We start from the raw sequence: 21251 nt of genomic DNA on the forward strand, positions 1-21251 counted from the left end.
ATCACATTCTCAGGCTTTTACTGGTAGTATAAAGATAACGTATTGATAAAACGTTTTAGCGATCTCATTATCAAGGAGTCACGCCACCACATGGCTGTAGCGAAAAAGATCACCATCAACGATGTCGCGCTGGCGGCGGGGGTTTCCGTCAGCACCGTTTCGCTGGTATTGAGCGGGAAGGGGCGCATCTCTCCTGCAACGGGTCAGCGCGTCAACGAGGCCGTTGAGCAGTTAGGCTTTGTGCGTAATCGCCAGGCGTCGGCGCTGCGCGGTGGGCAAAGCGGGGTGATAGGGCTGATCGTTCGCGACCTCGCGTCGCCGTTTTATGCGGAACTGACCGCCGGGCTTACCGAGGCGCTTGAAGCGCAGGGGCGAATGGTTTTCCTGCTCCACGGTGGGCGCGAACCGGAGCAACTGCTCTCCAGGCTGGATATGCTGCTGACGCAAGGGGTGGATGGGGTGATCGTGGCCGGCGCGTCCGGCGTGGGCAGTGAATTGTGTGAGCGCGCGGCGCAGAAAGGCGTACCGCTGGTGTTTGCGTCGCGCGCCAGCTATCTCGACGAAGCCGATACCCTTCGGCCGGATAACATGCAGGCCGCGCAAATGCTGACCGAGCATCTTATTCATCGCGGCCATCAGCGCATCGCCTGGCTCGGCGGTAAAAGCTCGTCCCTGACGCGTGCCGAGCGGGTGGGCGGTTACTGCTCCACGCTCATCAAATACGGCCTGCCGTTTCACAGCGAATGGGTGGTGGAGTGTGAATCCAGCCAGAAAAAAGCCGCGGAAGCCATCGGCACGTTGCTCCGCAACAGCCCGACGATCAGCGCGGTGATTTGCTATAACGACGTCATTGCGATGGGGGCGTGGTTCGGTTTGATCCGCGCCGGACGCCAGAGCGGTGAGGGCGGGGTAGAAACGTTCTTCGGCCATCAGGTGGCGCTGGGGGCGTTTGCGGATGTCGGTGAAAATGCGTTAGACGATCTCCCCATCGTCTGGGCGACGACGCCGGCTCGTGAAATGGGGTACACCCTGGCAGACAGGATCATGCAGCGCATTGAAAATACGGACGTGCAGGCCGGGCATCAGATTGTCGCTGCGCGGTTAGTGACCGTGAAGTAAACGCTTTGCTTGCACGGGCCTGCAACGGCTCATGATCGTAGGCCGGGTAAGCGTCAGCGCCACCCGGCAATAAAAAACCCCTCATGCGAGGGGTTGTTCGTTTACTGCTGCGGTACTGCCGGCGGCGCTGCCGGGTCAGCCGGTTCCGGCATGCCCAGCGTCGGCATACCAAACATGCCGACAAACTCTTCCAGCGGCATTTTGTCGCCGTTGAGCGTCACCTGGCCATTAGCATATTGCAGGCTGGTGGAAATGGTGTTGTCTTCCACCTTCGTGATGCGGAACATCTGGCCCATCGCCGCCAGGCCTTTCACCTGTTGGTTTGCCAGTTTACCTGCATCCTCTTCACCATACCCTTCAAGTTTCGCAATCTGGGTCATGAACTCGGTCGCCATATCCATCGGGATGGTCAGCTTGCTGTCGAGCGATTTCACGCTGCGGTCAACTTCCTGCGCCAGGGGCTGCGGTTCGCCGGTTGCGGCGGCCGGATCCTTCAGGAACAGCGACAGGTTGAAGTTGGTTTCGCCTTTGCCGTTTTTCCAGCTCAGTGGCGCAACGGTAATCACCGGCTCGCCCTTCAGCAGGATCGGCAGGTTATTAAACAGTACCGTCATCGCCTGCTGCTGGTACGCCTGCGGGTTCTGTTGCAGGGCGGCATCGGTCAGCAGAGCCTGGCTCTCTTTGCTGTATTTCTGGCTGAATTCGTGCCACGCCTGGCCGTCAATATTGCCGATTTTAAGAGACAGCTTACCGGTACCCAGATCCTGATTCTGTACTTTCAGGCTTTTCAGGCTGTAATCCAGCTGGGTGTTGATGCTTTTACCGTCTTTGGAGACGTCAGACTTACCGTCCAGATCCATGCCTTCCAGTACCGCCATCTCTTTGCCTTCGATCGCAATGGCGATCTTATCGAGGCTCAGTTTCTGGTCGCCGATACGCTCATCAAAATCGGTCATACGGCTATTGCCGCTGGCTTTCAGGTTGTTGAAGGTAAGCTGAACCTTCTGGTTATATTCATTGACTGAATTTACCAGGCCGCTGGCGGCATCGCCGGTGAGAGAGACATTCTTGCCGTCGCGATCGGCATCAAGCTGGAAATTACCGCCGCTGAAGGCGACTTTATCGGTGCCTTGTTCGTAATTCAGGGCTTTCAGGTCGATGTCGGAATGCGTATCACCGGCATAGCTGATGCGGGTATTGATCTCAAACGGCGACTCATTTTTCGCCATATCGAAAATCGGCTTCGTCACCTCGTTATTCACCAGTACGGTTCTGGCGGATGCCATGGAGGGGATCAGGTTAAACTTTTTCAACTGCGCCAGCGGGAACGGACCGTGGCTGACCACTTCATCCAGCACCACGCTCTGGCCCGGTTTCAGCCAGGCGTTCTGATTACCCGCAACTGGCTTCACCACCACCTGCATATGGCTGGTAAACACGCCACGCTGGTAGTTCTGGTAGCTCAGCTCCAGACCTGCTTCAGGCGCGCTGCGCTTAATCTCGCTGTTTGCCTGCGCCATCATCTCTGCCAGACGGCTTTCCAGCTGTTTCCCGGTATACCAGGAAGCACCCGTCCAGATCACGCCTAAAGCAACAATCACTCCTACCGCTACGACCGATTTTTTCATTGCGATTATCCCTAAAATGAAACCAGGCGGTTAAAACCGCCTGGTGTTACAACGCCTGTTACTAGCTTAGCAAGAGTTGTTAAAAAATTCAGTAAGTCCCTAAAGCTTATTAAAAACACGCGCCAGGCGACCGGTGCCGCTCACCCGGACAGGCGACTCGTTGGCCGCGACAAAGGCGGATTCACCCGGTTTGAGCACCAGACGCTCGCTATCTTTGTGCAACGTCGCTTCGCCTTCCACACAGAACAGGATCGCGGCGCTCTCCTGTGCAATGGCGGTTTCGTCTGCGCTGAGGTCGTGCAGCGAGAAGGCAAAATCATCAACCGGAATCGGGAAGTCCAGCTCTGCGCCGTTTTTCACCGGCTGCGTAAGCAGCTCCGCAGCAGGTTTCGCCACGAACTTCACGTTGGCAACCAGCTCAGGGATGTCGATGTATTTTGGCGTCAGGCCCGCGCGCAGTACGTTATCGGAGTTAGCCATCACCTCCAGCGCCACGCCGTTCAGGTAGGCGTGCGGGGTTTCAGCGAACAGGAACATCGCTTCGCCCGGGTTGAGCTTCACCACGTTCAGCAGCAGCGGAGAGAAGAGACCGCTGTCGTCCGGATAAAACGTGGAAATTACGCGAATGGTGTCCCATGGCTCACCCTGCTGGCTGTTCAGCGCGGCTTTCAGCACAGCCAGCGCGTGGGATTTTTCCTCGCCCTGCATATTCAGCAGGCTGGCAAACAGCTCGCTCAAGGCTTCTGCGTTCGGGTTTTCCAGGAAATGGGCGATCGCGTTGTGAGCCCCGGCGACCGGTTGCAGCAGGGAGATGATCTCGGAAAACTCGCGGAAGGCATTCATCGCCAGGAAAGGGGTAAGGGCGAAAACCAGTTCCGGCTTGTGGTTAGGATCTTTGTAGTTACGCTCTGCGGCGTCTAATGGAATACCGGCGGCATTTTCTTTGGCAAAGCCCAGCTCAGAGGCTTTTTTGTTCGGGTGAACCTGAATGGAGAGTGGCTGGTCGGCGCACAATACCTTGAACAGAAACGGCAGCTCACCAAAACGATTCGCCACTTTATCGCCGAGCAGTGCGGCTTTGTCGGCGTCGATGACGTCACGCAGGCTGCGAACCTGGCCGCTGGCATCTTCAATTTTTGAGCTGCTCTTCGGATGCGCGCCCATCCACAGCTCTGCCATCGGCAGGTTGCCCGGGTTGGCGATGCCGTAGAGATCCGTTAACGCAGTTTTACTTCCCCAGGCGTAGTTTTGCACTGAGTTGATGAGTTTTTGCATTATCAAGCCCTGATTCATATGTGGAATTAACTCCGCGTATTAAAGCAATAAACCGAATGGAAGTAACCTGCGGATGTAAAAAGTCGTACTAGTCTCAGTTTTTGTTAAAAAATTGTGTAGGATAAGCTGACTCGCTTTTAAGCCGGGCAGCGGAACATCTGCCCTGAATAAACAGACCGAAGCAGTAAGTGAGAGAACAATGTCGAATAAACCCTTCCATTATCAGGATCCTTTCCCCCTCAGTCAGGATCAGACCGAGTATTACCTGTTAACCCGCGATTACGTTTCTGTCTCTGAGTTTGAAGGGCAGGAGATCCTCAAAGTTGACCTGCAGGCGCTGACGTTGCTGGCGCAGCAAGCCTTCCACGATGCTTCCTTTATGCTCCGTCCGGCGCATCAGCAGCAGGTTGCTGATATCCTGAGCGACCCGGAAGCCAGCGAGAACGACAAATACGTCGCGCTGCAATTCCTGCGTAACTCTGATATCGCGGCGAAAGGTATTCTGCCGACCTGCCAGGACACCGGCACGGCGATTATCACCGGTAAAAAAGGCCAGCGCGTCTGGACCGGCGGCGGTGACGAAGCGGCGCTGGCGCGCGGCGTTTACAATACCTACACCGAAGACAACCTGCGCTATTCGCAAAACGCGGCGCTGGATATGTACAAAGAGGTGAACACCGGCACCAACCTGCCTGCGCAGATTGACCTCTACAGCGTCGACGGTGACGAGTACAAATTCCTCTGCATCGCCAAAGGCGGCGGTTCAGCCAACAAAACCTATCTTTACCAGGAAACCAAAGCGCTGCTTACCCCGGGCAAGCTGAAGAATTATCTGGTCGAGAAGATGCGCACCCTCGGCACCGCGGCCTGCCCGCCGTACCATATCGCGTTTGTGATTGGCGGTACGTCTGCTGAAAGCACGCTGAAAACCGTTAAGCTGGCCTCAACCAAATACTACGATGGGCTGCCAACGGAAGGTAACGAACACGGTCAGGCGTTCCGCGACGTGCAGCTTGAGCAGGAGCTGCTGGAAGAAGCGCGTAACCTGGGCCTCGGCGCGCAGTTTGGCGGCAAATACTTCGCTCACGACGTGCGCGTGATCCGTCTTCCGCGTCACGGTGCTTCCTGTCCGGTGGGGATGGGCGTTTCCTGTTCAGCGGACCGTAACATTAAAGCGAAGATCAACCGCGACGGCATCTGGATCGAGAAGCTGGAGAACAACCCGGGCAAATACATCCCTGAACACCTGCGTAAAGCGGGCGAGGGGGAAGCGGTTCGCGTGGATCTGAACCGACCAATGAAGGAGATCCTGGCGCAGCTTTCGCAGTATCCGGTTTCAACGCGCCTTTCCCTGAACGGAACGATTATCGTGGGCCGCGACATCGCCCATGCGAAGCTGAAAGAGCGCCTGGACAACGGCGAAGGGCTGCCGCAGTACATTAAAGATCACCCGATCTACTACGCAGGCCCGGCAAAAACGCCTGATGGATATGCTTCCGGCTCGTTAGGCCCAACCACGGCGGGCCGTATGGACTCCTACGTCGACCAGTTGCAGGCCAACGGCGGCAGTATGATCATGCTGGCGAAAGGCAACCGCAGCCAGCAGGTGACGGACGCGTGCCACAAGCATGGCGGCTTCTACCTCGGTAGCATCGGTGGCCCGGCGGCGGTGCTGGCGCAGGGCAGTATCAAGAGCCTGGAGTGCGTGGAGTACCCGGAACTGGGTATGGAAGCGATCTGGAAAATTGAAGTGGAAGACTTCCCGGCGTTCATCCTCGTGGATGACAAAGGTAACGACTTCTTCAAACAGATCCAGTCTTCCCAATGTTCGGCGTGTGTGAAGTAAGTCTGTAAATTGCCGGGTGGCGCTGACGCTTACCCGGCCTGCATTCTCGCAGGTCGGGTAAGGCGCAGCCGCCACCCGACATCAAAAAGAGCGCACAAAGCGCCATAACGTTTCTCAGAAGTCATCAATACTTATCTCTTAAGCATGTGAGCAATCCCATCTTTGTTATCAAGGAGTAAGTAATGACAATGCATCGCCGCGAGAAAGACTCCATGGGCGCCATCGACGTCCCGGCCGACAAGCTATGGGGCGCACAAACCCAGCGTTCGCTGGAGCATTTCCGCATTTCGACAGAGAAAATGCCCGTCTCGCTAATCCAGGCGCTGGCGTTGACCAAACGCGCTGCCGCCAAAGTCAATCAGGATCTGGGCCTGCTGGATGCCGATAAAGCCACCGCCATCATCAATGCCGCCGACGAAGTGCTGGCGGGCAAACATCCCGACGAATTCCCCCTTGCCATCTGGCAGACCGGCTCAGGCACCCAGAGCAACATGAACATGAACGAGGTGCTGGCGAACCGCGCAAGCGAGCTGCTTGGCGGCGTGCGCGGCATGGAGCGCAAGATCCACCCGAACGATGACGTGAACAAAAGCCAGAGTTCCAACGACGTGTTCCCGACGGCCATGCATGTGGCGGCCGTCATCGCTATCCGCGAGCAGCTTATCCCGCAGCTCAACGTGCTTAAATCTACGCTTAATGAGAAAGCGCAGGCCTTCCGCGACATCGTTAAAATTGGTCGTACGCACCTTCAGGACGCGACGCCGCTGACGCTCGGCCAGGAGATCTCCGGCTGGGTGGCAATGCTGGAGCACAACCTTAAGCATATCGACAATAGCCTGCCGCATCTGGCGGAGCTGGCGCTCGGCGGGACGGCGGTGGGCACTGGCTTAAACACCCATCCCGAGTACGCGGTGCGTGTGGCCGAAGAGCTGGCGAAGATCACCGGGCAGCCGTTTGTTACCGCTCCGAATAAATTCGAAGCGCTGGCGACCTGTGATGCGCTGGTGCATACCCATGGCGCGCTGAAAGGGCTGGCGGCCTCGCTGATGAAAATTGCCAACGACGTGCGCTGGCTGGCCTCCGGCCCGCGCTGCGGCATCGGCGAAATCAGCATTCCGGAAAACGAGCCGGGCAGCTCCATTATGCCGGGTAAAGTGAACCCGACGCAGTGCGAAGCCATGACCATGCTGTGCTGTCAGGTGATGGGTAATGACGTGGCGGTTAACATGGGCGGCGCGTCGGGTAACTTCGAGCTTAACGTCTATCGCCCGATGGTGATCCACAACGTACTGCAATCGATTCGTCTGCTGGCCGATGGCATGGAGAGCTTTAACGAGCACTGCGCGGTGGGCATTGAGCCTAATCGCGAGCGAATCAGCCAGCTGCTGAATGAGTCTCTGATGCTGGTAACGGCGCTGAATACCCATATTGGTTATGACAAAGCGGCCGAAATCGCTAAAAAAGCGCACAAAGAGGGGCTTACCCTGAAAGCCTCTGCGCTGGCGCTGGGCTACCTGACGGACGCCGAGTTTGATGCCTGGGTCCGCCCGGAAGCGATGGTGGGCAGCCTCAGGTAATCACTGCGCCACATACAGGTGCAGCCGCGGAATAATCAGCTGTAGCGGCTGCGCCTGGGGTTTATAGCGATGCTGAACGTTTTCAGCATCGTAGTTCAGCAGTTCCCCGATATCCGGCACCACCGCACCCTGATCGGCATCATAGAGCGCAATCAGCGGCGTCGGGCAGGCGTATTGCACCTGCTTTTGTTGTCCGGCGTACCAGACGCGGGCGATAGGCTGCACCTTCACCGGACGCTTTATTTTAAGACGGGTATCAGCTGGCAGGGAGGCAATGCTGTGGTACTCCTGCTCCAGCCTTTCAATCCACTGTTCCCGCGACCACGGGGCGACCGTTCGCGGCGATTTCAGGCTTTTCTCCAGCTGAGCCAGGATCTCATCGCGCGTGAAATTTTTAATGATGTGCTTGTTGGCCCAGCCGAAGCGCAGCGTGGCGGGGTGGCGCAGTACCGTCAGCGTGCGGTAAGCATTCAGGGTGATCAGCCCCGGAAGCTGGCGATGCACCCATTCAAAACGGGCAGCCGGCGCCAGCCCGGACTCAACGGTTACAATCTTCTCGAAGGCGGCTTTCAGGGTATTGATATGCGTAATCTGCGCCTCAATTCCTTCACGCGTTGCGGCATCCGTTTGCAGACAGATGACGCCGGGCAGGCGAACGGCGGCCTTACTGCTGCGATTTTCGGACTGCTGCTGGATGAAAAGGCGACGATAGTGCTGCAACGTCAGTTCCAGCGCTGCCTTGCCAATATGCTGCGTCACCTCAATGGTGTTCAGCGGGTCGTGCTCGGCGCCTTTCGCTACCTCGGGCAGGGAAAAGACGCGGGCGGCCAGCAGTCGGCAGTCCTGAAGTTGCCCCGTCAGGGTCAGTAACGCCTGCTCTATTTCCCGAAATGTGGTGTTAAGCCTTTCAATGAGATCGTAAGTTGCCATGGTAGCCCCTAATTAGTTACAACATACTACTGATATAGCACAACACGCCGGGTCAGGCCAGCGTGCGGTTTAGGTCAGGCAGGTACGGGAAGGGGAATGTTGTGATAGATCGGCCAGCTAAAGACGAAACGGGCCCCACCCAGCTCGCTCGCTTCGCAGCGAACCGTACCACCCATCGCCTGGGCAATGGAACGGACAATAGCCAGCCCCAGGCCACAGCCGCCGGTAGCCCGGTCGCGGCTGGGATCGAGGCGCACAAACGGCTCGAAAACTTTTTCACGCTCCGCCGGCTCAATGCCGGGGCCATCGTCTTCTACACACAGAATCGCCTGGCTTCCCTGCAAATCTAAACCTATGCGCAGCGTCGTTTCGCTGTAGCGCATGGCGTTGTTCATCAGATTATCCAGCACGCGTTCCATCAGTCGCATGTCCAGCGCGCCGTACGCGCCGGGGGTAATGGCTGCCAGCAGTTTTCGCTGAGGGTTAACGCTCTGCACATCGTTAATATGCGTCTGTAGCCAGACGGGGAGATCCGGTGTACTGAGGCGCAACTCCGTCTGAGGACGATCGAGGCGGGCATAGGTCAGCAGCTCTTCAATCAGCGCTTCAAGCTGGCCAATATCCCGATTGAGCGCCTGCGATTCCGCCCCGGTGAGGTTCTCGCTCATCTCCAGGCGATAACGCAGGCGTACCAGCGGAGTACGCAGTTCATGTGCAATGCCGTCGATCAGCTGCTTCTTGCTGGCAATCAGGGCGTTGATATTATCGGCCATCTGGTTAAAGGCAATGCCGAGACGATCAAAACTGGAACCGCTGTCGAAATGGATGCGTTCAGTTAAATGACCCTCCCCAAAACGCTGTGCGGCGGATTCCAGTTTCAGCATGTCCTGCCAGTGCGGTCGCATCCAGATGAACACAGGCAAAGCGAGCGAGATGGCAATAAAGCCCAGCAGGGCGAGATCCAGCAGGCGCATCTGGTGCAGGTAATAGAGATAGGGCACCGGCCCGACGGCAAGGACATAGTGGCTGCGTGGAATACGCTGAATGAAGGTATATTTCTCGTCCAGTGCGACGATGTCTCCGTCGCGCAGACGCTGCATCGCAGGCGGCGCCAAATCAAAATCCTTCATGGGTTCGATACGCAGATCAAACGACAGATTCAGATCCAGCTCTTTTAACGTGCGCGCCCAGTCATGAGGAGGAATTTCTCGCAGCTCGCTACGCATCAGGTAGAGCGAGCTTTTCATCAGATCGTCCAGGGATTGCCTGCCCGCGCGCTCTGCGGTGAATTTGTAGACCAGCCCGACCAGCATGGTCATCACCAGAAAGCAGACAAACAGCAGGAGATAAAACTGCACAAACAGCTTTTTCATTGGATAGCACCGCTAAATCAATCAATTAAGAACCCGGCTTTACTTCGTCAGCCCTGCGTGGACATCCATATCACCACAGGAACGAAGAAGGTTGATGATACACTTTCTTCGAAAACAGAGGGAGCAAAGTGAGCAGCACGATTATGCGGAATAGTTAAATTTAAAGGGCAATGTCGTAAAAAAGCCTGCATTTTGCAGGCATTAATAATGATGGATTGTAATTTTTCTCATTCTGAGTGAAATAAATGCTGTGTTGTTAACCGGACTAGTGACAGAAAATATTATAAATATTGTTTGGCAGCATCAGATATTTCCTGAGAGGTAAGTTCCCTGTCTGAAGCAACATAGATAGAATTATGATCTCCCGTCAACGACGGAAAGCTTGCAGTCATGATCTGAAGATTAATTTCTTCACCATCCGGATATGTCTGGCGTACAGACGTTATGCCCTTAAGCACGATAATGACTTTGCTGGGGTTGGCATTAAAAAAAATGATCACCTTTTTCATATATCACTCTATATCTCTTTGTGATTGTGCAAGGTAAGAATGTTCCAGAAGCGTGGCTCCTTTCTATTTTTTGCTCTCTTTGGAAAATAAAAGCAAGCAATATCCTGCCTTAACGTGTATGGTGGCAATCCTTTTCATTCAGGAGCAGCCTATGTCGGGACGTAAAAACTCGCAACTCCGTCGCAATTATTTAGTCAAATGTTCATGTCCAAACTGCGCTAAAGAGTCAGAGCACAGTTTCACTCGCATACAAAAGGGGGCCCAACTTGTCTGTCCCTACTGTAGCGCTTTGTTTAAATCCTCTCAGCGTCTCTGAAGAAATACGCATACAATAAGTGGAAGAGATGATGCTTTTGAGATCGCCTGACCTCATTAACAAGGCCCGGTCTGGTCAGGGAAAACTATCATCGTTATCGCGGGTCCTTGTTAATATCATTTATCGCAAAGCGTTACATTCACAGCAGCAGGGCCTTTATTGCCGCTTACGATGATAAATTCGACTTTCTGACCTTCAAAAAGTGTTTTGAAGTTCTCTCCCTGAAGGGCAGAGAAGTGCACGAAAACATCTTTGCTGCCATCTACAGGGGAGATAAAACCAAAGCCTTTATCTTCCTTAAACCACTTAACCAGACCTAAAATTTTTGATGACATAAAGACCCCATTTGAACATTTTCGAAGTGATAGAAAAGCTAATAAACATATAATGCTAAGGTATGGACTCAAAAGGAGGGGATATCAGCGATAGCGCCTGGTTATGAGAATTGTCATGCAAGGTGTTAAACTATTATTGGATCGGACTAACGAGACCATTAATGCACGGGCAGGGTTAATTAGCAATTTTTATTTTGGCCTTCCGGATGGCTTTCTTAAAAGTGCACGATAAAAATTAATTTAGTACAAGAAGCCAGAGTTGCCAGGCGTGACTACAGCCCAAATGTCCCTACAGGAGCATTTGGGCTGTAGTCACGGAGATTTATCCGGACAAAGGCAGCGCAGCAGAAATATTAATTATCATGAACTCAATATTTCCGATTTTCGCTAATGTCTGGATTTACCTGTGCTGACAATCAGTGGGTTGGTGGCAAACCCATGCGGGCATTTCCGCGCGTTGCAATGCACCGCGTATGTGCATATCTCCTCTTGCTGGTTTCGATTGTATGGGCAGGCCATCTTGTTTTTAATTTCACTCCACAACATTTCGTTGTAAGGGGATATGTTGTATATCGATATAGGCTTGAAAACGCCATTTATGAAGACGCCATTTTTTGTCGGATATATCCTGTCGCCGGGGTACAAATAGACATCGCTTTCATACCAAATGATGAGTTTCAAGAACTTGAGCCCCAAGATGCTTGAATAAACGATTCCCGTGTTAGGACAAATTACCGAGCTAATGACTCTCCATGACATTGCTATACCTCTTTCATTAAATAATTGAGAGAGTATAAGGTTTAGCATGAGAATTAGATTTCTGCAAACGCGTAAGCCATTGAAAAAGATCGATATTATTTATATGGTTGCCATTATCCCCTTTGTTTTCATAAGGATAAGATAATGATTAAGTCAATTGTAAAGATTATTTTTAGCTCAATGTGCATTTAAGTGACGGATTTTTGATCGATGATAGTGCCCGATCTGCTGAATATATATTGTACTATAGCAATCAAATACATTAGGACTACTTTTGTTTAGGCGAAAAATGCCCATCAAAATAGAACTGGAGAGAGGAAGCAGACCAGGGGATATTTCATAACTGACGATGCATATAATCGATAACTTTCGACGAATACCGATAACAATTCCGATGCATCGTAAGTTATTTTTCGAATATTCCTGTTTGCACCTTTTTCAGGTTTCCCAGGCGTGCGGTGCAAACAGATAGCCCTTATTGCGTACGGTTTTAATGCGGTAAGGTTCCGTGGCGTTATCCAGTAGTTTTTTACGCAGTCGTGAAATCGCCACATCAACGCTACGATCCATTCCGTCGTAACTTACGCCGCGCAGATTTTTCAGTAATGCATCCCGGTCCATAATTTGCCCGGCATGGGTTGCCAGCTCCCACAGCAGGTCAAAATCTGCGGTTGAGAGCGCAATCAGCTCCCCGGAAAGCATAACCTGTCGGTTGACCGGGTCGATAGAAAGCGTGCCGAAACGCATCGCTTTATGCGGCGTTAAAGAGGGGGCAGGCGCTTCACGCTCAGCGCTGGCACGCTGACGCAGATGCAGGCGCAAACGGGCGAGCAGAACCGCCGGCGGCGTGGTTTTCAGGATGTAGTCATTTGCCCCCATCTCAAGCGACAGAATATGATTCATATCGCTGTCTAGAGAGGTCAGCAGCACAATCGGGCCGTCCCACTTCGCGCGCAAATCCCGGCAGAGCGTCATACCATCCTTCCCGGGCAGCATGATGTCCAGTAACACCAGGTCCGGGTTTTCGCGGGTGACGACGTCTTCAGCGCGATCGCCACGAGGCTCGACAACCACTTCCATATCATGTTTACCCAGATAAGCGGCGATCAATTGTCCCACTTCGGGTTCATCTTCAACATAAACAATCTTATTCATACAACGTCTGTCATCGCGAAAAACGTCAACATACACCGCGCAACCTTAACCTTCCATTAATCTTTCAAAATTAGCCGGAGTTCCGTTATCCTGCACGGGAATGTTATTTGATTGTTAAGGGAAAAGAATGGGGCTGGTGATAAAAGCCGCGCTGGGTGCGCTGGTCGTGCTGCTGATTGGGGTGCTGGCTAAAACGAAGAACTATTACATTGCCGGACTGATCCCGCTGTTTCCCACCTTTGCGTTAATCGCGCACTATATTGTGGCCTCTGAGCGGGGTATTGAGGCGCTGCGCGCCACCATTGTGTTCGGGATGTGGTCGATCATCCCGTATTTTATCTACCTGCTGTCGCTGTGGTACTTCACCGGTTTTCTGCGTCTGCCCCTGGCGCTGGGCGGGGCGGTGGTCTGCTGGAGCCTCAGCGCCTGGGTGCTCATCTTCTTCTGGAGCCGCTTTCACTAGCGCAGCGGGCGGCCACCGTCCACGGCAAACGTTCGGCCCGTGACGTAACAGCTGGTCAGCAGATAATCGACCAGGTCGATCACCTCTTTCTCGCCAGGCGCGATTTTCATCAACGACTTGTTGAGCGCCTGCTGACGATACTCGGCATCATCGCCTTCGTTAAATAAAATCATCGCCGGAGCAATCGCGTTGACCTTTACCTCGGGCGCCAGCTTGCGCGCGAACGAGCGGGTCATATTATCCAGCGCGGCTTTGCTGGCGGCGTAGGCGATGTGTTTGTCGCTTCCTCTCTCCACCACGTAATCGGTGAAATGGATAATGTCGCCTGCGGCATGGCCGTGTCCGCGCAGCAGATCCTGTAGGGCATGGTTGAGCAGATAAGGCGCATTAACGTGGATCTGCATCATGCAGGCGAGCGTTTCGCTGAGCGAATGTCCTGCTTTTTCGGGAAGCCAGGTACTGGCGTTATGAATAACCGCCCGCAGCCCGTGGGTGGTCGATTTCACTTTGTCCGCGAAGGCGAGAATACCTTCATCCGTGGAGAAATCCGCCTGAATGCAGACTGCTCCGGCATTTCGTAGCCCTTCAATGGACGGATATTCCGTGCGGTAACTGACGATAACCGGATGGCGAAGGTTGAGAAAGTGATGGGCGAGGGCCAGGCCGATGCGACGGCCTGCGCCAGTGATCAATATTGGGCGTTGCTGCGTGTGTCCCATCGTAATCTCCTTTTCAGTTCAACAATGGGACAGGCGACGCTATCCCATTAACATCCACGTTGCCGGTACGGCAGCGACTAACAGCAAACCTATCAATGCCATTTCGCGGCGCTTAAGGGCATTATCAAGCTGATGCGTACGGCGAGCGTAGATAAACACCAGCAGGCCAGGGGCGTAGAGCACCACGGACAGCAGCAGATGCATCGGGCCGGAAGCATACAACAACCATAGACCGTAAATACAGGCGCCGACGCCTACCGCATAGTGTGCCGGGCGGGTCGCAATTTTTAACAGATATGCGCCCACTAAGAAATAGGGTACCAGAATCATCTCGGAGGCGATGGTCAGCAGCGTGTTATAGTCCGATCCTGTGAGCCAGATCAGCACCAGACAGACCTGCACGCTGATGTTGGTGAGCCACAGAGAGGCCGATGGCGCACTGTTTTTGTTCTGACGGGCAAACAGGCGCGGGAACGCTTTATGCGTGGCGGCCAGGAACGGGACTTCCGCTGCCATAATGGTCCAGCTCAGATAGGCGCCGCAAACGGAAACAATCAGACCCGCTGCGATAATCACGTCCCCCCAGGGACCCAACATTTTCACCATCAGCCCGGCCATGGACGGGTTACGCATTTCCGCCAGTTCAGGGCGGGCCACCACCCCGAGCGACAGCAGCGTCACCAGCAGATAAACGCCCAGCGCCGCCAGTACGGCCAGCAGCGTGGCGCGTCCCACGTCGCGCTTGTTACGCGCGCGGGCAGAGACCACGACGGCACCTTCAACGCCGATGAACACCCACAGGGTGATCAGCATGGTATTTTTCACCTGTTCCCAGACGGGAACGCCCAGCGCAATGCCGCTGAAATCGAGCGTAAAGACATCGAGACGGAAGGCGAGGAAGGCCAGCACGACGAACAGGCCAAGCGGCACCAGCTTGGCCAGCGTCGCCACCAGGTTAATGCTGGCCGCGGTCTGGACGCCGCGCAAAATCAGCCAGTGAACAATCCACAGCAGCACCGAGGCGCCGACGATAGACTGCCAGGTATTGCCGTCGCCAAACAGGCGCAGTTCGGGCGTGTCGGTAAAGAAGCTGAGCGCCGAGAAGACGATAACCAGATAGGAGACGTTGGCGATCACCGCGCACAGCCAGTAACCCCAGGCGGAGCAGAAGCCGATCAGCTCGCCGAAACCTTCCCGGGCGTAAGTGAATATTCCGCCGTCCAGATCCGGTCGGATACGGGTCAGCAGCAGCATGGCGAATGCCAGCAGCAAAATCCCGACACCGGTAATGCCCCAGCCAATCAGTAATGCGGCCGGGCTGGCGACGGCCGCCATGTTCTGCGGCAAACTGAATACGCCCGCGCCCAGCATTGAGCTCAATACAAGTGCAGTTAAAGCACTCAGGCCAAGTTTCTTTTCCATTGGCTTCCTGTTATGAAAAGTCCAAATCCAGAATAATTATTTCGCTAAGGCGCATAAAAATGGTGGATCACGCTAAGGCGCGGGATTTTACGGAGTGTGAAGGATGCATGCAATGACGTGTGGCAGAAATCAGAAAAAAAGTAACAAAAAAGGCGGCACTGCGCCGCCTTTATGAAACCGTTTTGTTACTTGTACAGATCGGCGCTGATGGTCAGGTTGTTACCACGTTCCTGCCACTGGCGGGTGATGTGGTAATACTTCGCACCTTTCTTCGCAGCACGCTTCGCCACCTGATAGGAGATTTCCGTCATGTTGCCATAGTTGCCCGTAAACTTGATGCTGTCGAACGGCACCATCTGCGCGGCAGTGGCTTTGTTCAGCTCTTCAATTTTCGTGCCGTCTGGTAACGTAACGGTATATCGACCGCCTTTGGTGGATTGGGTTTCAAAGAAACGACCCACTTCAGCGCTTGGTGCCGCCGAGGTTGCAACGCCCGGGATTTCCACTTTCTTCGCTTCTTCACCGCCTTTCGCTAACGCGGCACGTCCCGCATCTGAATCCGCTGGAATGGCATCCGGGCTTTGCACGACGCGTTTTTTCGCATCTTGCTTATAGATGAAGGCGGTGATGCGCTGGTTTCCGCCCTGGTTGGCGTCAACCTGACGCACGATATAGAACGCGTAAGCGCCTTTTTCTCTCGCGGCTTTGGTGATGGCATCGTTAACTTCAGGCTGGCTGCGGTAGAAGCCCTGAACGGTCACGGTGTCATACGGTTCCAGCTGAACAGCCTGATCTTTCGGCAGTTCAACAATGCCGTTAATCACGCGGTTTTTCTGTTCATCTGCTTTTGGGGCATTCTCTTTGTACAGCGCAATCGTCACGCGCTGGTTGCCGCTGTTGCCCTGATCGGACTGGTCAACAACGTAAAACGAGGCAGCGCCGTTTTTATCGGCGGCTTTTGATGCAGCGGCGACGGCATCGCCAATTGAGTTATAGCGACCCACAATGACCGTATGGTCAAAAGGTTTTAACGCTGCCGCTTGCTCCGGCGTCAACTCTGTCGCGGCATTCGCAGACAGGGCGGTCGCGGAAAGAAGTGCGGACGCCAGGAGTGTGTTCTTAAGCTTCATAAAAATAATCCTTCGCCTTGCGCAAACCATGTACTGGTGTTGTTGTTAATTTGAGACGGTCCCGATTATGGCATTTAACACCCGTCGCTGTCTGCGGCATTTTTCACAGCCTGTGCTCACCAAAGGACCTGATTCGATAACATTTTGTGATATGTGGAAAAAACAGGCGTTTCACAAGCAAAACTGATTAAGCATATGACTTTTACAAGTTAATTTAATGTTAATGAGTTGATCTTTTATGGCGCTATATCATGTTTTTACCGCTTCGCTTGCGCGATTTATCGGTCCTGAAGGCGAATTTAAGGTAAATATCTCTGTCAGTGACCCCGATCGCTTATTTTTCACAGATAAAGTAAGAAATAGTGTTTTCTGGCGGTAGATCACGGGCGCTATTTTCAGTAGGTTATAGAAAGTTTGTTACTGTTTTATTTTCCGGGGTTAATCATTTTCCGTCGTTATGTCGATGGCGAAAATTGATACAAACCGCGGGCAATTATCGACAAACCATCATCAAAAACCGATGGAAGGGAAAACTATGCGTATTGGGGTACCAAAAGAACGGTTAGCCAATGAAACCCGCGTAGCGGCAACACCAAAAACGGTGGAGCAACTGCTTAAACTGGGTTTTACCGTCGCGATTGAAAGCGGCGCGGGCAAACTGGCGAGTTTCGATGACGAGGCCTTTACTCAGGCTGGCGCGGACGTAGTGGACGGTGCTGAGGTCTGGCAATCACCCATCATTCTGAAGGTCAACGCACCGGAAGAGAGTGAAATTGAACTGCTGAACGCGGGCACGACGCTTGTGAGCTTTGTCTGGCCAGCCCAAAACCCGGAGCTGATGGAGAAGCTGGCAGCACGCGGTGTCACCGTGATGGCGATGGACTCCGTGCCGCGTATTTCGCGCGCGCAGTCTCTGGATGCGCTGAGCTCCATGGCGAACATTGCCGGCTATCGCGCTATTGTCGAAGCTGCGCATGAGTTTGGTCGCTTCTTTACCGGTCAGATTACGGCGGCGGGTAAAGTACCACCCGCGAAGGTGATGGTGATTGGTGCCGGTGTGGCAGGTCTTGCCGCTATCGGGGCCGCAAATAGCCTGGGCGCTATTGTACGCGCGTTCGATACCCGGCCGGAAGTGAAGGAGCAGGTGCAGAGTATGGGCGCCGAATTCCTTGAGCTGGACTTCAAGGAAGAGGCGGGCAGCGGTGATGGTTACGCGAAGGTCATGTCTGAAGCCTTTATTAAGGCGGAAATGGCGCTCTTTGCGGCGCAGGCAAAAGAGGTGGACATCATTGTCACCACCGCGCTTATTCCGGGTAAACCGGCGCCGAAGCTGATCACCCGTGAGATGGTGGATTCCATGCAGCCGGGCAGCGTTATTGTCGATCTGGCGGCGCAAAACGGCGGTAACTGTGAGTATACCGTGCCAAACCAGGTCACGACGACCGCGAACGGTGTGAAGGTGATCGGTTATACCGACCTGCCAGGGCGTCTGCCAACCCAGTCCTCTCAGCTGTACGGCACGAACCTCGTTAACCTGCTGAAGCTGCTCTGCAAAGAGAAAGACGGCAACATTACCGTTGATTTTGATGATGTGGTGGTGCGTGGCGTTACCGTGGTGCGTGAAGGGGAAATCACCTGGCCTGCACCACCGATTCAGGTTTCCGCTCAACCTCAGGCTGCGCCGAAAGCGGCGCCAGAGCCGGCGGAGCCAGCAAAACCTGCGCCGCCGTGGCGCAAATACGCCATCATGGCGCTGATCATTATCCTGTTTGGCTGGCTGGCGGACGTCGCGCCAAAAGAGTTCCTTGGCCACTTCACCGTCTTCGCGCTCTCCTGCGTGGTGGGTTACTACGTCGTGTGGAACGTTTCCCATGCGCTGCATACCCCGCTGATGTCGGTCACCAATGCCATCTCCGGGATTATCGTGGTCGGGGCATTGCTGCAAATTGGTCATGGCGGCTGGATCAGCTTACTGAGCTTCATTGCGGTGCTGATCGCCAGTATCAATATTTTCGGTGGTTTCACCGTGACTCAGCGCATGCTGAAAATGTTTCGTAAAGGCTAAGGGGTAGCATATGTCTGGAGGATTAGTTACAGCCGCATACATTGTTGCTGCAATCCTGTTTATTTTCAGTCTGGCGGGGCTTTCCAAACACGAAACGTCTCAGCAGGGAAATAACTTTGGTATCGCCGGGATGGCGATTGCGCTGATTGCCACCATCTTTGGGCCGGACACCGGCAACGTGGCGTGGATCCTGGTGGCGATGATCATCGGCGGCGCGATTGGTATTCGTCTGGCGAAACGCGTTGAAATGACCGAGATGCCGGAGCTGGTTGCCATTCTGCACAGCTTCGTGGGTCTGGCGGCGGTGCTGGTGGGCTTCAACAGCTACCTGTACCACGAACCGGGCCTGGAGCCGATTCTGGTGAACATCCACCTGACGGAAGTGTTCCTCGGCATCTTCATCGGTGCGGTAACCTTCACCGGGTCGATTGTGGCGTTCGGCAAGCTGCGCGGGAAGATCTCTTCCAAACCGCTGATGCTGCCTAACCGCCACAAGCTGAACCTGGCGGCGCTGGTCGTTTCCTTTGTGCTGCTGGTGGTCTTCGTGCGTACCGAAAGCGTAGGCTTGCAGGTGCTGGCGTTACTGGTGATGACCATCATCGCGCTGGCCTTCGGCTGGCATCTGGTGGCGTCTATCGGCGGGGCAGATATGCCGGTGGTGGTTTCCATGCTGAACTCCTACTCCGGTTGGGCGGCGGCGGCGGCAGGCTTTATGCTGAGCAACGACCTGCTGATTGTCACCGGTGCGCTGGTCGGTTCTTCCGGTGCGATCCTGTCTTACATCATGTGTAAGGCGATGAACCGTTCGTTTATCAGCGTCATCGCGGGTGGCTTCGGTTCTGACGGCTCATCAACCGGTTCTGATGAGGAAATGGGTGAACACCGTGAAATCAGCGCGGAAGACACCGCAGAGATGCTGAAAAACTCGCATTCCGTCATCATCACCCCAGGCTATGGCATGGCGGTGGCGCAGGCGCAGTATCCGGTGGCGGAAATCACCGAGAAACTCCGCGCGCGCGGCATCAAGGTCCGCTTTGGTATTCACCCGGTGGCGGGGCGTCTGCCAGGCCACATGAACGTGCTGCTGGCGGAAGCGAAGGTGCCTTACGACATCGTGCTGGAAATGGACGAGATCAACGATGATTTCGCCGACACCGACACCGTGCTGGTGATTGGCGCCAACGACACCGTTAACCCGGCGGCGCAGGACGACCCGCGTAGTCCGATTGCGGGTATGCCTGTTCTCGAAGTGTGGAAGGCGCAGAACGTCATTGTCTTCAAACGCTCTATGAACACCGGCTATGCTGGCGTGCAGAACCCGCTGTTCTTTAAAGATAACACCCACATGCTGTTTGGCGACGCCAAGGCCAGCGTGGATGCGATCCTGAAAGCGCTGTAATTGCGCTTCATCCTGACAAACCGCCCCCTGGGGCGGTTTTCTTATTTCTGCGGCCAGCTTTTCTCCTCTGTCTATACTTTACCCTTTGTGTAATACGAGGAGGTGTAATGCGATTTTTGTCCCGCTTCGACATCATCGAGCTGATGATGACGCCGTCTTTCTGGATCGGCGTCGCCACGGTGGTCTTTGTGACTCTGCTGGTGTACTGGCTGCTGACGCGCCTGATCGCCTTCGTTAAGAAAGGGATCACCACCTGGGGCGACAAGCACCCCAGCACCAACCGGATGCGCTTTATCCTGACGGATATGCTTAACCGCACCAGCCGCGTCCTGCTTTTTATCGTGGCACTGTTGTTCAGCCTGCGCTTCGTTGACTTACCGGATCATCTCTTTGGCACCGTGAGTCACGCCTGGTTCCTGGTCTTCGCCATCCAGGTGGCGCTGTGGATGGATCAGGGGGTGGTGTCGTGGCTTCGTCACGTCATGCTGGCGCCGGGAAGCCATAAAAACCCGGTGACGCTGGTGATCACGGGGCTTATCCTCCGTGCCATAGTCTGGTCAGTGATGCTGCTGTCTATTCTTGCTAACGCGGGCGTCAACATCACTGCTCTGGTTGCCAGCCTTGGGGTAGGGGGGATTGCTATCGCCCTCGCGGTGCAAACGATCCTGAGCGACGTGTTTGCATCGCTCTCCATCGGTTTTGATAAGCCGTTCGAAATCGGCGATTTTGTGGTGTTTAACGATGTCGCCGGGACGGTAGAGCACATTGGCCTGAAAACCACCCGTATCCGCAGCCTGAGCGGGGAGCAGATTGTCTGCGGGAACGCCATCCTGCTGCAACAGACGCTGCATAACTACAAGCGAATGCAAACACGCCGGATCGTCTTTACCTTCGGGGTTGCCAGCGACACGGCGCCGGACAAACTGCGTTCAGTGGGTGAGATGGTCAAACAGATCATTACCGACGTCGGGGAAACGAAGTTTGACCGCGCCCATTTCCTGGGCTTCGATCGCGATCGCCTGACCTTCGAGGTGGTCCATATCGTTAACACGGCGGACTACAACAAGTACATGGATATTCAGCAGGAGATCAATATTCGTATTCTGGAGGGGCTGAACCAGCAGGAGATCAAGCTGGCGCTGCCGAGCATGGTTCTGCACGCGCCCTGGATGAATGCCGGCGACGAGGCACCGACGCAGCGGTTGAGCGAAGCGCAATAAAAAAAGCCCGC

The 21251-nt window shown here is 54.5% G+C and carries 19 protein-coding genes; 8 read left to right on the forward strand and 11 right to left on the reverse strand.

Annotated features, from left to right (window positions below; genetic code table 11):
* Positions 1 to 90 precede the first annotated feature (90 nt).
* Positions 91 to 1119: a Mal regulon transcriptional regulator MalI gene (locus tag ACOTW6_RS00275; RefSeq protein ID WP_022647925.1), complete on the forward strand. Its 1029-nt coding sequence runs from the start codon at positions 91 to 93 to the stop codon at positions 1117 to 1119.
* A 101-nt stretch (positions 1120 to 1220) separates the two neighbouring features.
* Here ACOTW6_RS00275 and ACOTW6_RS00280 read toward each other — a convergent pair whose 3' ends face one another.
* Positions 1221 to 2747 carry a YdgA family protein gene (locus tag ACOTW6_RS00280; RefSeq protein ID WP_213788712.1) on the reverse strand — a complete coding sequence of 509 codons (1527 nt, stop codon included), beginning with the start codon at positions 2745 to 2747 and terminating at the stop codon, positions 1221 to 1223.
* A 99-nt stretch (positions 2748 to 2846) separates the two neighbouring features.
* On the reverse strand, positions 2847 to 4022 hold the full coding sequence (gene manA / locus ACOTW6_RS00285; protein WP_121479061.1) for a mannose-6-phosphate isomerase: 1176 nt from the start codon (positions 4020 to 4022) through the stop codon (positions 2847 to 2849).
* A 199-nt stretch (positions 4023 to 4221) separates the two neighbouring features.
* Between manA and fumA the strand changes: the two genes are divergently transcribed.
* Together fumA and fumC are read left to right on the forward strand one after the other, a co-directional pair.
* The gene (fumA, locus tag ACOTW6_RS00290; protein WP_121479060.1) at positions 4222 to 5868 is read left to right on the forward strand and encodes a class I fumarate hydratase FumA; all 1647 of its coding nucleotides are present in this window, start codon (positions 4222 to 4224) and stop codon (positions 5866 to 5868) included.
* A gap of 182 nt (positions 5869 to 6050) precedes the next feature.
* Complete coding sequence (gene fumC / locus ACOTW6_RS00295; protein ID WP_045332164.1) at positions 6051 to 7445, forward strand: class II fumarate hydratase; 1395 nt, start codon at positions 6051 to 6053, stop codon at positions 7443 to 7445.
* On the opposite strand, the gene tus is transcribed toward fumC, so the two are convergent.
* From tus to ACOTW6_RS00310, 3 genes are all read right to left on the reverse strand, one after another.
* Positions 7446 to 8375, reverse strand: coding sequence for a DNA replication terminus site-binding protein (tus, locus tag ACOTW6_RS00300; protein ID WP_062932602.1), 930 nt, complete (start codon positions 8373 to 8375; stop codon positions 7446 to 7448). It lies immediately after the preceding gene.
* 74 nt (positions 8376 to 8449) lie between these two features.
* Positions 8450 to 9748: a two-component system sensor histidine kinase RstB gene (gene rstB / locus ACOTW6_RS00305; RefSeq protein WP_213788714.1), complete on the reverse strand. Its 1299-nt coding sequence runs from the start codon at positions 9746 to 9748 to the stop codon at positions 8450 to 8452.
* A 281-nt stretch (positions 9749 to 10029) separates the two neighbouring features.
* A complete protein-coding gene (locus tag ACOTW6_RS00310; RefSeq protein WP_017384578.1) occupies positions 10030 to 10257 on the reverse strand; it encodes a hypothetical protein in 228 nt (75 codons plus the stop codon).
* Positions 10258 to 10408: 151 nt separating this feature from the next.
* Here ACOTW6_RS00310 and ACOTW6_RS00315 point away from each other — a divergent pair, with 151 nt between their 5' ends.
* Positions 10409 to 10573: a YnfU family zinc-binding protein gene (locus tag ACOTW6_RS00315; protein ID WP_213083756.1), complete on the forward strand. Its 165-nt coding sequence runs from the start codon at positions 10409 to 10411 to the stop codon at positions 10571 to 10573.
* Positions 10574 to 10689: 116 nt separating this feature from the next.
* On the opposite strand, the gene ACOTW6_RS00320 is transcribed toward ACOTW6_RS00315, so the two are convergent.
* From ACOTW6_RS00320 to rstA, 3 genes are all read right to left on the reverse strand, one after another.
* Positions 10690 to 10908 carry a cold shock domain-containing protein gene (locus ACOTW6_RS00320; RefSeq protein WP_121479058.1) on the reverse strand — a complete coding sequence of 73 codons (219 nt, stop codon included), beginning with the start codon at positions 10906 to 10908 and terminating at the stop codon, positions 10690 to 10692.
* Between the two features lie 387 nt (positions 10909 to 11295).
* Positions 11296 to 11715: an anti-adapter protein IraM gene (gene iraM / locus ACOTW6_RS00325; RefSeq protein WP_048981886.1), complete on the reverse strand. Its 420-nt coding sequence runs from the start codon at positions 11713 to 11715 to the stop codon at positions 11296 to 11298.
* Positions 11716 to 12105: 390 nt separating this feature from the next.
* On the reverse strand, positions 12106 to 12822 hold the full coding sequence (gene rstA, locus ACOTW6_RS00330; protein WP_047051867.1) for a two-component system response regulator RstA: 717 nt from the start codon (positions 12820 to 12822) through the stop codon (positions 12106 to 12108).
* A gap of 127 nt (positions 12823 to 12949) precedes the next feature.
* Here rstA and ACOTW6_RS00335 point away from each other — a divergent pair, with 127 nt between their 5' ends.
* The gene (locus ACOTW6_RS00335) at positions 12950 to 13285 is read left to right on the forward strand and encodes a GlpM family protein (protein WP_032670034.1); all 336 of its coding nucleotides are present in this window, start codon (positions 12950 to 12952) and stop codon (positions 13283 to 13285) included.
* Here the strand turns inward: ACOTW6_RS00335 and folM are convergent.
* From folM to ydgH, 3 genes are all read right to left on the reverse strand, one after another.
* Positions 13282 to 14004 (reverse strand): dihydromonapterin reductase, encoded by a 723-nt coding sequence (folM, locus tag ACOTW6_RS00340; RefSeq protein ID WP_062932604.1) that lies wholly within the window; start codon positions 14002 to 14004, stop codon positions 13282 to 13284. The genes ACOTW6_RS00335 and folM overlap by 4 nt on opposite strands.
* Before the next feature lie 39 nt (positions 14005 to 14043).
* Positions 14044 to 15426: an amino acid permease gene (locus tag ACOTW6_RS00345; protein ID WP_003857548.1), complete on the reverse strand. Its 1383-nt coding sequence runs from the start codon at positions 15424 to 15426 to the stop codon at positions 14044 to 14046.
* A gap of 185 nt (positions 15427 to 15611) precedes the next feature.
* On the reverse strand, positions 15612 to 16556 hold the full coding sequence (ydgH, locus tag ACOTW6_RS00350) for a DUF1471 family protein YdgH (protein ID WP_000769339.1): 945 nt from the start codon (positions 16554 to 16556) through the stop codon (positions 15612 to 15614).
* A 535-nt stretch (positions 16557 to 17091) separates the two neighbouring features.
* Between ydgH and pntA the strand changes: the two genes are divergently transcribed.
* From pntA to ACOTW6_RS00365, 3 genes are all read left to right on the forward strand, one after another.
* Positions 17092 to 18621 carry a Re/Si-specific NAD(P)(+) transhydrogenase subunit alpha gene (pntA, locus tag ACOTW6_RS00355; RefSeq protein ID WP_421766216.1) on the forward strand — a complete coding sequence of 510 codons (1530 nt, stop codon included), beginning with the start codon at positions 17092 to 17094 and terminating at the stop codon, positions 18619 to 18621.
* 10 nt (positions 18622 to 18631) lie between these two features.
* Positions 18632 to 20020: a Re/Si-specific NAD(P)(+) transhydrogenase subunit beta gene (pntB, locus tag ACOTW6_RS00360; RefSeq protein ID WP_063132817.1), complete on the forward strand. Its 1389-nt coding sequence runs from the start codon at positions 18632 to 18634 to the stop codon at positions 20018 to 20020.
* Positions 20021 to 20127: 107 nt separating this feature from the next.
* The gene (locus ACOTW6_RS00365; RefSeq protein WP_047051864.1) at positions 20128 to 21240 is read left to right on the forward strand and encodes a mechanosensitive ion channel family protein; all 1113 of its coding nucleotides are present in this window, start codon (positions 20128 to 20130) and stop codon (positions 21238 to 21240) included.
* The last annotated feature ends 11 nt before the right edge of the window (positions 21241 to 21251 follow it).

It is taken from the genome of Enterobacter cloacae complex sp. IR5403 (assembly GCF_049238705.1).
Taxonomy (GTDB): domain Bacteria; phylum Pseudomonadota; class Gammaproteobacteria; order Enterobacterales; family Enterobacteriaceae; genus Enterobacter; species Enterobacter hormaechei_C.